This is a genomic window from Mesorhizobium sp. CNPSo 4670 (genome assembly GCF_057784235.1).
This window is the reverse complement of sequence record NZ_JBWJFQ010000012.1, coordinates 81,048-94,672: the sequence shown is the minus strand read 5'-3', so window position 1 is coordinate 94,672 and position 13,625 is coordinate 81,048. Positions and strand designations below refer to the sequence as shown.

The following is a 13,625-nucleotide window of genomic DNA, read 5'->3' as shown; positions in this document are numbered from 1 at the left end:
CCTCAAGTCTCGACCATTGGCGCGTCGCAAATCGTCTGAAGGCTTCGGCTTCGGCGGTATCTTTCACCGTAGCGCGAGGGGTGCGCCGCATCTTGTGCTGGCGCCCGCCACGGCGGACGCGCGTCACGTCACGCGCGGCGCCGCGTTCGACACACCAGATGCTACAGCGTGCCAAACCGGATGGTGGATACGGAACTTTCTGCTTTTGGGAGGGCGATTTCGGTCAGGTGGGTCGCCGCCACCCGTCCTATGATGAAATACATCCCAACGCGAATGTGCTTCCACTGGAGATCGACGGACATGGCTTCTTTCAGGCCCAAATACATCACCTTCGACTGCTATGGCACGTTGACCAATTTCCAGATGGCGGAAGCGGCGCGAGACCTTTACGGCAGCCGGCTCGACGAACCGCGTATGCAGGAGTTCATCAAGAACTTCGCCGCCTATCGGCTCGACGAGATCATGGGTGACTGGAAGCCTTATGCCGACGTTGTCCACAACGCGCTCGAGCGGGCCTGCAAGCGCAATGGTGTTGCCTTCAGCCCTGACGACGGCAGGTTGGTCTATGAACGTGTCCCGACCTGGGGCCCCCATGCAGATGTTCCAGCCGGCCTGGCGAAGGTCGCCAAGGAAATTCCGCTGGTCATCCTGTCTAACGCCATGAACGCGCAGATCATGTTCAATGTAGAGAAGCTCGGCGCGCCGTTCCATTCCGTCTACACGGCCGAGCAGGCGCAGGCCTACAAGCCCCGGTTCAAGGGGTTCGAGTACATGCTCGACATGCTGGGTTGCGGGCCGGAAGATATTCTTCACTGCTCCTCCTCGTTCCGCTACGACCTGATGTCGGCACACGATCTCGGCATCAAGAACAAGGTCTGGGTCAATCGCGGCCACGAACCGGCAAACCCTTACTATGGCTATGTCGAGATATCAGACATTTCCGGTCTTCCGGGAGTGGTCGGGCTTTGAAACAGGCGGATCGTCGATGAAACTGATCTCCTACTGGCACGATACCGCCCCTGTCTTTTCCGGCGGAGCGCAAGGCCCGGTCGAGGGGCACTATGACGCCGTCATCGTCGGTGGCGGCTTCACCGGTCTCGCCGCGGCGCGCCAACTGGCGAAGGCCGGCGCGAAGGTGGCGGTGCTGGAGGCGGAGCGGGTGGGCTGGGGCGCATCCGGTCGCAATGGCGGGCACCTGAACAACGGCCTCGCCCACAGCTATCTTTCGGCCAGGGCGGAGCTTGGGAAGGAACGGGCAATCGCGCTCTACCGCGCGCTCGACGACTCCGTCGACACCATCGAGGCGCTGGTTGCCGAAGAGGGCATCGACTGCAATTTCCGCCGCGCCGGCAAGCTGAAGCTCGCCTCCAAGCCGCAGCATTTCGAAGCGATCGCCCGCAACTTCGAAGCCCTCCATGCGGAAGTGGATCCGGATACGGCGCTGCTGTCGGCGGCCGACCTCAAATCCGAGATCGGCTCGCCCTTCCACGGCGCGATGCTGTCGAAGAAGAGCGCCATGATGCATATGGGCCGCTATGTGGCAGGCCTGGCCACAGCCGCCGCCCGCCACGGCGCCATCATCCACGAGAACGCGGCGGTGACCGACCGCAAGCAGGTCGGTGGCAGGCATGAGCTGACGACCTCCCGCGGCCGGATCAGCGCCGACAATGCGCTGGTGGCGACCGGCGCCTATACCACGCCGAATTTCGGCTATTTTCGCCGCAGGATCATCTCCGTCGGCAGCTTCATCATCGCCACGCGGCCATTGAGCGACGCCGAGATCGCCGCGACCATGCCCGGTAACCGGACATGCGTGACCTCGATGAATATCGGCAACTACTTCCGGCTTTCACCAGACCGGCGCCTGATCTTCGGCGGTCGCGCGCGCTTTTCGGCGACATCGGACCAGCGCTCCGATGCCAGGAGCGGACAGATATTACAGGCCGGCCTCGCGGCTATCTTCCCGCAGCTCGCCAAGGTCGAGATCGACTATTGCTGGGGTGGGTTGGTCGACATGACCAAGGACCGTTTTCCGCGGGCCGGCTACCATGACGGTGTCTGGTACGCGATGGGCTATTCCGGCCACGGTGCGCAGCTTTCCACCCATCTCGGCATGATCCTGGCCGATGCCATGCTCGGCCGCGAAGACCGCAATCCGATGAAGGGGCTCGAGTGGCCCTCCATCCCCGGCTATTCCGGCAAGCCCTGGTTCCTGCCGATGGTCGGCCTCTATTACAAGGCGCTCGACCGTATCCAGTGATCGTCGATCCAGCCCGCTCGGGCTTTCAGCCAAATTGCCTCAGCTGAGCCCGCCCATGTGGAAGCTCTTCATCTCGAGATATTCCTCGATGCCGACCTGCGCCCCCTCACGGCCGAGGCCGGACTGCTTGACGCCGCCGAAGGGGGCGACTTCCATCGAGACCGAGCCGGTGTTGAGCCCCACCATGCCGAACTCCAGCGCCTCGCCGACGCGCCAGGCGCGTTTCAGGTTCTCGGTGTAGAAGTAGGAAGCAAGCCCATAGGGCGTGCCGTTGGCGAGCGTGATCGCCTCCTCTTCCGTCTCGAACCGGAAAAGCGGCGCGACCGGGCCGAACGTTTCCTCGGCGGCGAGCTGCATGTCTCTTGTGGCGCCGGTCAGCACCAGCGGCGCCACATACTGAGGACCGTCGGGCAATGCCGGCCTCGTTGTGATGATCGAAGCACCCTTGGCGAGCGCGTCCTCGACATGGCGGTTGATCTTCTCAACCGCCGCCATGTTGATCATCGGCCCGATGGCGACGCCGGGCTGCGTGCCGGGCCCCACCGTCATGGTGTTGACTCGAGCAGTGAGCTTCGCAGCGAACGCGTCATAGACCCCAGCCTGGACAAGAATACGGTTGGCGCAGACGCAGGTCTGGCCGCCGTTGCGGAATTTCGAGACAAGCGCGCCCTCGACGGCGAGATCGAGATCGGCGTCGTCGAAGACGATGAGGGGCGCGTTGCCGCCGAGTTCGAGGCTGAGCCGCTTCACGCTGTCGGCCGCGCCGCGCATCAGCAGCGAACCGACCCGTGTCGAGCCGGTGAAGGAGATCTTGCGAACGGTCTCGTTCGCCATGATCTCGTTGCCGATTTCGACCGGCATGCCGGTGACGATGTTGATGACGCCGGCGGGGATGCCCGCCCGTTCGGCAAGCACGCCGAGTGCCAGCGCCGAATAGGGCGTGAACTCGGATGGCTTGATCACCACCGTGCAGCCGGCGGCCAGCGCCGGCGCGACCTTGCGGGTGATCATCGCGTTGGGGAAGTTCCACGGCGTGATGATGCCGCACACCCCGACCGGCTCCTTCAGCACGATGATGCGCCGGTCCGGCGTCGGCGAGGGGATGGTGTGGCCATTGATGCGGCGTGCCTCCTCCGCAAACCATTTGACGAAGGACGCGCCGTAGCGGATCTCGCCTTTCGCCTCGTCCAGCGGCTTGCCCTGCTCGGTCGTCAGGATCAGGGCGAGATCGTCCAGATGCGCGAGCATCAGGCCATGCCAGGCCTCCAGGAGGCCAGCGCGCTCGGCGTTGGTCTTCTTCTTCCAGCCAGCATATGCGGACGCCGCTGCCTCGATGGCCGCCCGGGTCTCCGGACCGGCCATATCGGGCACCGTGCCGATCGCCGCCTGGGTCGCCGGATCGACGACATCGACCGTCTTTCCGGAAGCGGCCGCGACCCATTCACCGCCGATCAGGCCGGCTTCGCGGAAGAGGTTTTTGTCTTTGAGGTTTCTCATCGAAAACGACCTTGCAATCAGGAGAGCGCTGCGACGACGGCGGCGGTGATGGCCTCCGTTTTGTCTTTGCCCGGAGTGGTTCCAATGCCGCGCGCGGTTGTCGCTTCGACCGCTTGCATGACCCGGCCGGCGGCGGCCGCTTCGCCGAGATGGTCGAGCATCATGGCGCCGGACCATATGGTGGCGATCGGATTGGCGATGCCCAGACGGGCGATGTCGGGCGCGGAGCCGTGCACCGGCTCGAACATGGACGGCGCCGAGCGGTCGGGGTTGATGTTGGCGGAGGCGGCGTAGCCGAGCCCGCCCTGGATCGCCGCGCCGATGTCGGTCAGTATGTCGCCGAACAGGTTGGAGGCGACGACCACGTCGAGGCTCTCCGGCGCCATGATCATGCGCGCGGCGAGCGCGTCGACATGATAGCTGGTGACGTCGACGTCCGGATAATCCGCGGCCAGCTTTCGCGTGATGCCGTCCCAGAACACCATCGAATATTTCTGCGCGTTGGACTTGGTGACCGAGGCCAGCTTGCGCCGGCGCGACCGCGCCTGCTCGAAGCCGAAGCGCAGAATGCGCTCGACGCCGGCGCGGGTGAAGATAGAGGTCTCCACGGCAACTTCGTCCAGCGTGCCCTGATGGACGCGTCCGCCCGCGCCCGAATATTCGCCTTCTGTGTTCTCGCGGATGCAGAGGACGTCGAAGTTTTCCGCCCGCAGCGGTCCGGTGACGCCCGGCAGCAGGCGGTGCGGCCTTATGTTGGCGTATTGCACGAATGCCTTGCGGATCGGCAGCAGCAGGCCGTGCAGCGAGACCGAATCCGGCACCTCCGCCGGCCAACCGACGGCGCCCAGAAGAATGGCGTCGAAGCCGCGCAAGGTCTCGATGCCGTCCTCGGGCATCATGCGGCCGGTCTCCTTGAAGAAGCGGCAGGACCAGGGGAGCTCGGTTCCCGTCAGGGCAAAGCCGAAGTTCTTGGCCGTGGTTTCCAGCACCGTCCAGGCGGCGGCGGTCACATCGCGCCCGATGCCGTCACCGGGGATCAAAGCGATCGAGTAGGACTTCATCGGCATCTCTCTAGAGGCTGATCAGGACGCTCTTTGTCCTGCGGTTGGCGAGATAGGCCTCGCGGCCGAGATCCTTGCCGATGCCGGAGCGCTTGTAGCCACCGGTCGGCAGGATATGGTCGCGCGAGCGGCTGTAGCGGTTGACCCAGACGGTGCCCGCTTCGAGCCTGCGTGCCAGGCGGATGGTACGGGACAGGTCGGAGGTGAACAGGCCGGAAGCCAGCCCGTAGGTCGGATGGCTGGACAGCGCCAGCGCCTCTTCCTCGGTCTTGAAGGTCTGGATGGTCAGGACCGGGCCGAAGATTTCCTCGACGATCGCCGGGTTGGCCTGGTCGACATTGGCGATCAGTGTCGGCTCGTAGAAATAGCCGGGGCTGTCCATGGCGGCGCCGCCGGTCAGGCATTCGCCGCCGGCCTGGATCGCGGTCCGCACGATGCTATCGACACGCGCCCGCTGCCGTCCCGAGATGATCGGCGAATAGTGGGTTGCCTCATCCCAGGTCGGGCCGGGCCGCACCGCCTTCATCTTCTCCAGGATGGCGGCCGTCAGCCTGTCGGCTACGCTCCTCTCGACGATCAGGCGCGTGCCGGCGACGCAGGCCTGGCCGGCGTTGAAGGTGACGCTCCCGGTGATCGCCGCCGCCGCCTTTTCCAGGTCGGCATCGGCAAAGACGATCTGCGGGCTCTTGCCGCCGAGTTCCAGCGTCATCGGCTTGACGCCGGCGCGGGCGACGTTCTCCATGATGGCCGAGCCGGCGCGGGTCGAGCCGGTGAACGAGACCTTGGCGATCTCGGGATGACCGGTCAGCGCCGTGCCGGTCGTCGGACCGTCGCCGAGCACCACGTTGATAAGCCCGGCCGGCAGGCCAGCCCTGACGGCGAGCTCTGCCATATAGACGGCCGAGAAGGGTGTCATTTCCGACGGCTTCAGCACCACCGCATTGCCCGCGGCCAGCGCCGGACCGAGCTTCCATCCGGCCATAGAGATGGGAAAATTCCAAGGCGTGATCGCGCCGACCACGCCATAGGGCTCGCCCATGATCATGCCGAGACTGGCGTCGTCGGTCGGCACCAGTTCGCTGCCTTCCTTGTCGGCGAATTCGGCAAAGAAGCGGATCTGCTCGGCGGTTATGGCAATGTCGCCAGCGAAGAGCTGGCCGACGGGCCGCGTCGAGCACAGCGCCTCGATTTTTGCCAGCGTTTCGGCTTCCGCCTCGATCAGGTCGGCCCAGGCCTGGAGTGCCCTGGTGCGCTCGCGTGGACGGACTCCGCCCCAGTTGCTGGCCTTCAACGCCGCCTTGGCGCTCTCCACCGCACGGTCGACCATGTCGACGTCGGCTACGGGGCTGGCGGCGTATGCCTTGCCATCCGAGGGTCGGCGCATCTCGATCGCACTCTCGGCCGCGATCAGCTCTCCGCCAATGAAATGGCCGACGGGAAGGGAGACGGAATCCGGGTCGAAGCTCAAGCCCATGGGCGCCCACTTTCAGCTGCTCTGGAGGACCCTAGCGCGAGCAACGGCGCAGCATGCACCGTTCGAAGATCGGTCGCGGATGATTGTTGCGTGCTGGCGATGAGGGACGGCAAAATCTGTTGCGGCGGCGCCGGCTCGCGCAGACCCACTACCCTACCGTTACGTAGATCTTGCGCACCGTCTCGATGGTCTTCCAGACACCGGTGAAGCCGGGCTTCATCACGAAGCTGTCGCCGGCGCGGTAGGTCACCGTCTCGCCGGCGTCGGGCGTGATCTCGATCACGCCGGAAAGGATGTGGCAGAACTCGAAAGTCTCGCCCTTGATCGAGCGCGTCTCTCCCGGCGTCGCTTCCCAGACGCCGGTATGGACGAGATCGTCCTTGGCGGCGTCCTGCGCCCAGGTCTTGAAGGCGGGGTCGCCGGCTATCAGCCGCTCGGGCAGCGCCCTGGATTCGCGCGGCGGGAAGGCAGGGCTGGTATCGACGGTTTTGAGCAGGGACAAAGGACGGCCTTTCAGGTTGGACTTCAATAGCCGCGCGACCGGTCGACGAGCCCGATGGGGTCGAGCCCGGCGCGGTGGCGTCGGATGTTTTCGATGACGGCGCGTGCGGCGCTCGCGGGCTGGGTGACGCTGGCGACATGCGGGGTCAGTATGATCTTCGGATGCGACCAGAACGGATGGCTCGTCGGTAACGGTTCGGGATCGGTGACGTCGATCATCGCCGCAGAAAGATGGCCGCGGTCGAGCGCGGCGAGAAGCGCTTCGTGGTCGAGCTGCGGCCCCCGGCCGGTGTGGACGAGCGCCGCGCCCTTGGGCAGTTTCGCGAACAGGTCGGCATCGAGGAAACCGCGCGTGTCTTCGGTCAGCGGCAGCAGGCAGACCAGTATGTCGCTGGCCGCGAGTATCTCCCCCAGCCCAAGTTCGCCATGATGACAGGTCACGCCTTCGATCTGCCGCGGCGAGCGGCTCCAGCCGGCGAGTGGAAAGCCGAAGGGCTTAAGGCGATCGAGGATGGCCTGGCCGAGTTGCCCGAGGCCGAGCACGCCGAGCCGGCGCGATCCGGCCTGGAGCTGCGGAATATCGTGCCATTCGCCGGCGCGTTGCTGTGCGAGATAGGCGGGCAGGTTGCGATGCAGGGCGAGCACGGCCAGCGTCACATACTCCTGCATCATGCGCACGATGCCTTCCTCGACCGTGCGCACGATCTTCACTTGTTCCGGTAAGGTATCGAGGCGGAACTGGTCTACGCCGGCGCCAATGGAGAACAGGATCTCCAGGTTCCTGTAGCGCGCGAGGTCTTCTGGCGCGGTCCAGGTAATGAGATAGCGTACGGAGTCAGGATCGACCGTCGCGCCATCCATCGTGAAGGGGACGTCCGGCAGTTCCTCGGCGAAGGCATCGGCGAAGACCGCTCCGCGCCGCGCATCGGAATTGAACAGGAATGCCATTCCGGTTCCCCTTAAGCCGCGCAGCGGGTGCCCAGCGCCTCGATCAACCGCTGGCAGGCGGCGAGTTCGCTGGTGAGAATGTACTCATCCGGCTTGTGGGCGCGATCGATGTCGCCGGGGCCGCAGATGATCGCATCGACCCCGGCAGCCTGGTAAAGTCCGGCCTCCGTGCCGTAGCTGACGGCGGCAAGCGGCTCTTCGCCGGTCAGCTCGGCTAACAGTGCCGCCAGTGCCGCGTCCTGCGGCAGCGACAGCGCCGGATAGGCGCTCATCGGCGTCCACTCGACCCGAAAGCCTTCGGCCGCAAGGGCCTCGGCTCGCGCCTTGACCGGCGTGAGCAGGCTGGCCGGGTCGACGCCAGGTATGGCGCGCGCCTCCAGGTCCAGCGTGCAGGTGCCGGGAATGATGTTGACCGACTGTCCGCCCGCCACCACGCCCGCTTGCAGCGAGGAGTAGGGCGGCTCGAAGGCAGGGTCTAACGGACCGTTCGTCAGCCGTTCAGCTTCGCTCACGGCCGTGCTCAGCGCACCGGCCATGGCGTGGATGGCGTTGAGGCCGAGATCGGGCCGCGAGGAATGGCCTGAGCGCCCGTTGATCGTCACGCGGGCGGCCGCCTTGCCCTTGTGGCCGCGCACGGCGCGCAAGCCGCTTGGCTCGCCGACGATCACGCCGAGCGGCTTGGCGCAAAGTTCGGCAAGGCGGGCGATCAAATGCGGCACGCCGCGGCATCCCACCTCCTCGTCATAGGAGAAGGCAAAGTGGATTGGCCTGGCAAGGCGCAGCTTCGCCAGCGTGGGCACGGCCGCGAGCACCGCGGCCAGAAACCCCTTCATGTCCGTGGTGCCGCGTCCGTAGAGCCGCTCGCCCTCCCGGCGCAGCGCAAAAGGGGCCGAGCTCCACTGCGGTTCGCCGGCGGGGACGACGTCCATGTGGCCGGACAGTATGTAGCCCGGGACATCGGCAGGGCCGATCGTCGCGAAAAGATTGGAACGGTCGCCTTCCGGCCCCGGCAGCACCGTGACCTGCGCGCCGTGCCCCGCGAGATAGGCCTCGATCCAGTCGGCGATGTCACCGTTCGGCTTGCCGGCGACCGATGGGAAGGCGACGAGACGGTCGAGGATGTCGAAGACGTCCATTCCAGCCCTCAAAGCATATCGGGATCGCCGGGATCGATGCCGACGATTGTGTGCTGCTACATTTCCGCAGAGAATGTCTGCGTTCTTTCGCGATTGCGTGCCGAAAGCGGAAATGTTTCAGTTGAATCTAGCGTTGGTGCGCGGCTTTCGAGCAAATCGTACCGGTCTGCTTGTTTAGCGTTGGTAGGGGCAGAGGGTGGCCATCGGTGCGTCGCCCTCTGGTACGATAATCTTACAGGGGCATGGACTTGAAGCCGTCCGGAAGCTTGAAAATCGATACCTTCTCGATGCGCGTCGGCGACATCGAAAGCGTCGAGCTGGACCTGTTGCACGCGCTCTCGCTCTCCGTGGGATGGCCACATCGCGCCGAGGACTGGCAATTCCTGCGCGAGTCGGGAGAGGGGTTCGTGGCGCTGGATGAGATCGGCCGGGTTCTCGGTTCGGCCATGTGGTTCGCGCATGGTGCCGATTTCGCAACCGTGGGCATGGTCATCACCTCGCCGCGGCTCCAAACCCTGGGGGCGGGGCAATGGCTGATGAAGCGGGTCTTCGACAAGGTCGTCGGCAGTGATCTGCGCCTCAATGCAACGCGCGCGGCAAGGCGGCTCTATCTCTCGCTCGACTTCCAGCCGGAGAAGACCGTTTATCAATGCCAGGGCATCGCCCGCATGCCGACGACGGGTAGGCCCGCAAATACTCGAGGCGATGTCCGGACTTTGGACGCAAGGGATATTCCCGCTGCGATCGCGCTCGATGCGGCAGGATTTGGCGTGAGGCGGACGGCGCTCGTCGAACAGCTATTCGCCCACTCGGCCGGCTATGGTCTTTTCAAGAATGGCAGGCTGAACGCATTCGCGCTCTGTCGGCCGTTCGGGCGGGGCCATGTCGTGGGGCCGGTTGTGGCGGAAAGCGACGCGGATGCCGTGGCGATCGTGCGGCCGCACGTGGCCGACCATTCGGGGGCCTTCCTGCGCATCGACACCCACATGGACAAAGGCGAGTTCGCCGCCTTTCTGTCACACAGCGGAATGCCGGTTTTCGACACGGTTCTCACCATGTCGATGGGCAAACGCCTCGCCGATTTTGCCGTCGGCGGCGCATCTGCGCCGGTGACCTATGGCCTCGCCAGTCAAACTCTCGGGTAGTTTAGTCCAGGGCGCGGGCCGGCGCTGCGGTTCACGCCGGCACAATCGCGGCGCTAGCTGGGAGAACCGACATCGAGGCGAGACGGCTTTTTTTGCAACCATGCTGGACCAAACGCAGCAGACCAAACTGGAAGTGTTACAGCCTTCCAGATTGCTTAAGGGCGCGTGGATCAATAGGGGTCATAGAATTAGCCGAGTTTCGATGGTGAAGCGTCGCGGAACCATGCGAAACGATGCGGGAAGATTTCTGATTTCGGCCCACGAAAAACTAAATAAAATCAACGTTCTTGATACGTCCTCCGGCCTACCAAGTTCTTTTTTGGACAATAGGCGGTCAGTTCGGCGCGGCGGAAAGAAGCAGGATGGGGCGTAGAGTCGACATTGCAGGAGGATGTAACGGCGGTTTCGACCGCGTACCTCTGGTTGCGCCCACGAAGCAGCCTCCATCCTGGCGCCGTCTGGCGCTACAGCCAGCGCGACATGATCGGCATGTCCGCTTGCCTCCTGATGGTCGGCATGGCTCTCTATCTGCTAGCCATACGAAAAGCCCGTCCGTTCACCTTATTTTGCGTGGCAAATAGCTGTTGACCTTGGTTTATCTGTCCCAGAAAAGTTCTTGGGAGGGGCAGATGGAACGTTTCCGACGGTTCGACTTTCGCAGTGCGATCGTGCTTGTTGCTAGCATGGTGATTTTCCCTCTTTTGATCGGCAGACCGTTCTTTCCTGCTTGGTTCAAGCCGTACGCGCTCCCAATGGCTCTCCTCATCCTTATTGGAATGTTTGGGATTGTGGCTCTTTACAACAAAGTCTCGACCGGTAACGCGCTGCCCGGGCCGAAAAACGTGAATATAAAGCGCTCTCACATTGTTGTATTAATATTGATATTCGTCATTCCCGTATTGAAACTTCTTTTTCATTTAATTCATGGCTAGACCAAATTAGAGCCCCAGCGCGCGTTCTGCCCGACATTCGTCATTCCAACGAGATAGGATCGTAGTCGTAGGTTTCCCGTCATTGTGCATGATGGCAGGCTGAGGCTGAGGAAGTCAGCGCCCTAGCGTAGCGCCTCAGATGTTCCTCTCGAAGGTATGAGCCACGACCGGATCTGGCGTCGATAGCTCAAATCCTTTGGCTGCCATAAAGGTCAGAACGATAGCCACAGCTATCGATGCAATCACGGTGGCGGTGCGAGCTATGATTCTCATGATCTCTACCCATGTACGCGGCGCAAAGCTCCAGCAAATTCTCTCGGACGGGTAGGTCCGCCCTCTAAGGTCGGGATGCTCGCGGCGGATTGCAACTAACCCTTAGTCTAGGTCCAGCTTCGGCGCGCTTGGCAATGCGGGTCGGAAGCGGCCCGCGTTTCCCTATCCCTTCGGCAGCAGCACCGGCATTTCAGAAAAGCACCAGCCAATTTGTGCGACGCTGGGCGGAGCCGCGCCGCTAGAGCTAGTGGTCCAAAAGAAAGGAGTGGACAACGCACCCAGGGCGGGTTGCGTTTGTGCTCGACTGGCGCAATCCTCACCTAGGGGAAGTGAGGAAGCATGAGCAGCTTGGGCTTGTGGGTCATACTCGCGACGGCGATCACGGCGATCCTTTACCTGTTATCGTATGTCTCGATCACGATGTAGGGAGATGGCCGGGGCGTGCTGCATTTGTTGACGGTCAGCGCCCCTTCTTCACCTTCGGCGTGATCTCCTCGATCCGCACCTTGTTCCGGATAGCCAGCATCGAGGCAGCCGGTCGGAAGCGCACCACGGTAGACAGCTATCGCTCGCACCTTGAGCTGCACATCGTACCGTTCATCGGGGATCTCAAGAGCTTACAGCGCTGAACATCGCCGCTGCACGCTCGTTTGGGGATCAACTGCGCGCAGCGGTCGTTCTCAAGCGATGATCCGAAAGGTTCGCTCGCACTGGTGAACTCACTCGGGGTAGCCCCCAACATCCTCCGGCCCTGGCTTGTTGAAAAGGATAAATACCAAGGGATTGCCGGGCTCGGACATTGCATCGCTGCGCAGGCCCGATATCTCTCCAGCCACGCCGCTTGCGTACTCCGCAACCACTTCGCCGAAGCTATCGCGCTGTATGGCCACCTTCTGTCCGGCTTCGACCTTGTCGTTGAGCTTCACCAGATGCTCGACGAGCCCGCCGGCGGTAGCCAGGATCGGGAACGCACTGTTGCCGACAAAGACGTCCACGTCCTTGCCCGTACGTCCCATCGGGCCGGCAACGATGCCGTGATGCTTGAGGACGTTCATCGTGCCGTCCACGAACAGGGAGATCATCTCGAGGTCCAGGACACGTGCAGCGCCGATCTCCGGACAAAAGGACGGAATGCCCGCGTCGATGAACGCGTTGTGCAGGACACTGGGATACACATGATTGTCGAAGATCTGGCCGACCGGGTAAAGCTCCAGCATTGCCTTGATCTCGGGCACATCCATGCCGCCAATGTTGAAGGCCGCGACATCGAATCCGGTTGTCCCGGTATGGAAATCGATCGCGAAGTCGGCGTTCGGCCGGAGCAGCCGGTTGAACAGGAGCCCTGCGTGCCGGCTGGCCGCGGTGACACCGTTCTCGTTCCCGGGCCATTCCCGATTCATATCGATCAAGTCAGTGCCCCTGCCGAAATTGGGCCATCTGCGCTGCATGCCTTCGATGGCCGGGCGGGACACGTCCGTGACCGCCATCACGGTGCCCGACATCTGCGCCGGGTCGAGCTGGCTCATCACGGTCTGGATCGTATGCACGGAACTCATCTCGTCGCCATGCACGCCACTGACCAGCACGCCGCGCTTGCCCGGCTTTGCCCCCTTGGCGACGGTCACGGACACATACCAGTGCTGTCCGGTGGGCATCTCCACGCCCTGGAAATACAGAAGGTGCTTCTTGCCGGGTTCCAGGTCGTTGACGTCGAGCGTGCTGACGACTTTCTTCCCCTGGATCACATCGCCGACATAAATCGTCGCCGATGGCGCACCCGCTGCCGGAGCGGACGAGGAAGTCGCCGAGTCCTCGGCGTTCGCGGCGCCGGCGTTGGCCGCCAAGGCGGCCGCGGCGCCGACCGTTGCAATGGATGCCATTATAAGATCGCGTCGATCAATGCCCTTTACAGATTTGTCCGACATGATGGGGCCTTTTTGCAGAAAATCCCCCGCGACTTCAAAATACTGGTATGCCGCCGAACACGCAAGCTGTCATGATTTCTGTGCCGTAAGCACAGGAGTTGTCCGGGTTGGGTATCACACAATTGTCCGGTTTGTCGGAACTACGCGGAACCCATGTCGGCAAAGGGAGGAGTTCTGCGCCTTCCGGGCTTGATCCCGCGCGTGCACCGCGTGGCGGTGACCAGCTCGGGCACGCTCGACAGCCTGCCGCATAATGGTGCCGTGGCGACGTTGCTTGCCGTGTGCGGCACAACGCACAAGGTGAGCTATCTCGACATCGTCATGGTCGGCGTCGTCGGTCACTTGGTGGCGGTGGTCGCGTTCGGCTCCTTTTGAGACGAAGACCATACAGACACCGGCTCGCTTAGTCTAGAAGCTAGTCCCTTGACAATAAGCCTTTCGAGGAACTTATACTACGGAAACCAAAGCAACGT

General features: G+C 63.2%; 14 protein-coding genes. 6 read left to right on the top strand and 8 right to left on the bottom strand.

The features are described 5' to 3' along the window. Positions 1-161: 161 nt before the first annotated feature. Positions 162-302, bottom strand: a complete 141-nt coding sequence (locus AC0ZT5_RS20455) for a hypothetical protein (protein ID WP_477282689.1) — start codon at positions 300-302, stop codon at positions 162-164. On the opposite strand from AC0ZT5_RS20455, the gene AC0ZT5_RS20450 reads away from it, so the two are divergent. Together AC0ZT5_RS20450 and AC0ZT5_RS20445 are read left to right on the top strand one after the other, a co-directional pair. After that, positions 301-969, top strand: a complete 669-nt coding sequence (locus AC0ZT5_RS20450) for a haloacid dehalogenase type II (protein WP_488497890.1) — start codon at positions 301-303, stop codon at positions 967-969. The genes AC0ZT5_RS20455 and AC0ZT5_RS20450 overlap by 2 nt on opposite strands. A 16-nt stretch (positions 970-985) precedes the next feature. Continuing rightward, entirely contained in the window at positions 986-2,260 is a 1,275-nt protein-coding gene (locus tag AC0ZT5_RS20445; RefSeq protein ID WP_488497889.1) for an NAD(P)/FAD-dependent oxidoreductase, read from the top strand. Positions 2,261-2,299: 39 nt separating this feature from the next. On the opposite strand, the gene AC0ZT5_RS20440 is transcribed toward AC0ZT5_RS20445, so the two are convergent. The 6 genes from AC0ZT5_RS20440 to argE all read right to left on the bottom strand — a co-directional run bounded on the left by AC0ZT5_RS20440 (position 2,300) and on the right by argE (position 8,877). Then, complete coding sequence (locus tag AC0ZT5_RS20440) at positions 2,300-3,757, bottom strand: NAD-dependent succinate-semialdehyde dehydrogenase (RefSeq protein WP_488497888.1); 1,458 nt, start codon at positions 3,755-3,757, stop codon at positions 2,300-2,302. Between the two features lie 17 nt (positions 3,758-3,774). Then, positions 3,775-4,818 carry a tartrate dehydrogenase gene (locus tag AC0ZT5_RS20435; RefSeq protein ID WP_488497887.1) on the bottom strand — a complete coding sequence of 348 codons (1,044 nt, stop codon included), beginning with the start codon at positions 4,816-4,818 and terminating at the stop codon, positions 3,775-3,777. 10 nt (positions 4,819-4,828) lie between these two features. After that, entirely contained in the window at positions 4,829-6,292 is a 1,464-nt protein-coding gene (locus AC0ZT5_RS20430) for an aldehyde dehydrogenase family protein (RefSeq protein WP_488497886.1), read from the bottom strand. A 148-nt stretch (positions 6,293-6,440) separates the two neighbouring features. Then, on the bottom strand, positions 6,441-6,794 hold the full coding sequence (locus AC0ZT5_RS20425; RefSeq protein ID WP_488497885.1) for a cupin domain-containing protein: 354 nt from the start codon (positions 6,792-6,794) through the stop codon (positions 6,441-6,443). A 23-nt stretch (positions 6,795-6,817) separates the two neighbouring features. Beyond that, entirely contained in the window at positions 6,818-7,741 is a 924-nt protein-coding gene (locus AC0ZT5_RS20420) for a 2-hydroxyacid dehydrogenase (protein ID WP_488497884.1), read from the bottom strand. An 11-nt stretch (positions 7,742-7,752) separates the two neighbouring features. Continuing rightward, complete coding sequence (gene argE, locus AC0ZT5_RS20415; RefSeq protein ID WP_488497883.1) at positions 7,753-8,877, bottom strand: acetylornithine deacetylase; 1,125 nt, start codon at positions 8,875-8,877, stop codon at positions 7,753-7,755. 242 nt (positions 8,878-9,119) lie between these two features. On the opposite strand from argE, the gene AC0ZT5_RS20410 reads away from it, so the two are divergent. The 3 genes from AC0ZT5_RS20410 (at position 9,120) to AC0ZT5_RS20400 (ending at position 11,856) form a co-directional block, all read left to right on the top strand. Further along, positions 9,120-10,022: a GNAT family N-acetyltransferase gene (locus AC0ZT5_RS20410; protein WP_488497882.1), complete on the top strand. Its 903-nt coding sequence runs from the start codon at positions 9,120-9,122 to the stop codon at positions 10,020-10,022. A gap of 629 nt (positions 10,023-10,651) precedes the next feature. Next, on the top strand, positions 10,652-10,954 hold the full coding sequence (locus AC0ZT5_RS20405; protein WP_488497881.1) for a hypothetical protein: 303 nt from the start codon (positions 10,652-10,654) through the stop codon (positions 10,952-10,954). Positions 10,955-11,523: 569 nt separating this feature from the next. Then, the gene (locus AC0ZT5_RS20400; RefSeq protein ID WP_488497880.1) at positions 11,524-11,856 is read left to right on the top strand and encodes a hypothetical protein; all 333 of its coding nucleotides are present in this window, start codon (positions 11,524-11,526) and stop codon (positions 11,854-11,856) included. Between the two features lie 90 nt (positions 11,857-11,946). Here the strand turns inward: AC0ZT5_RS20400 and AC0ZT5_RS20395 are convergent, their stop codons facing one another. Continuing rightward, positions 11,947-13,152 (bottom strand): M14 family metallopeptidase, encoded by a 1,206-nt coding sequence (locus AC0ZT5_RS20395; protein ID WP_488497879.1) that lies wholly within the window; start codon positions 13,150-13,152, stop codon positions 11,947-11,949. A 153-nt stretch (positions 13,153-13,305) separates the two neighbouring features. Here AC0ZT5_RS20395 and AC0ZT5_RS20390 point away from each other — a divergent pair, with 153 nt between their 5' ends. Further along, positions 13,306-13,527 (top strand): hypothetical protein, encoded by a 222-nt coding sequence (locus AC0ZT5_RS20390; RefSeq protein WP_488497878.1) that lies wholly within the window; start codon positions 13,306-13,308, stop codon positions 13,525-13,527. Positions 13,528-13,625: the final 98 nt, after the last annotated feature.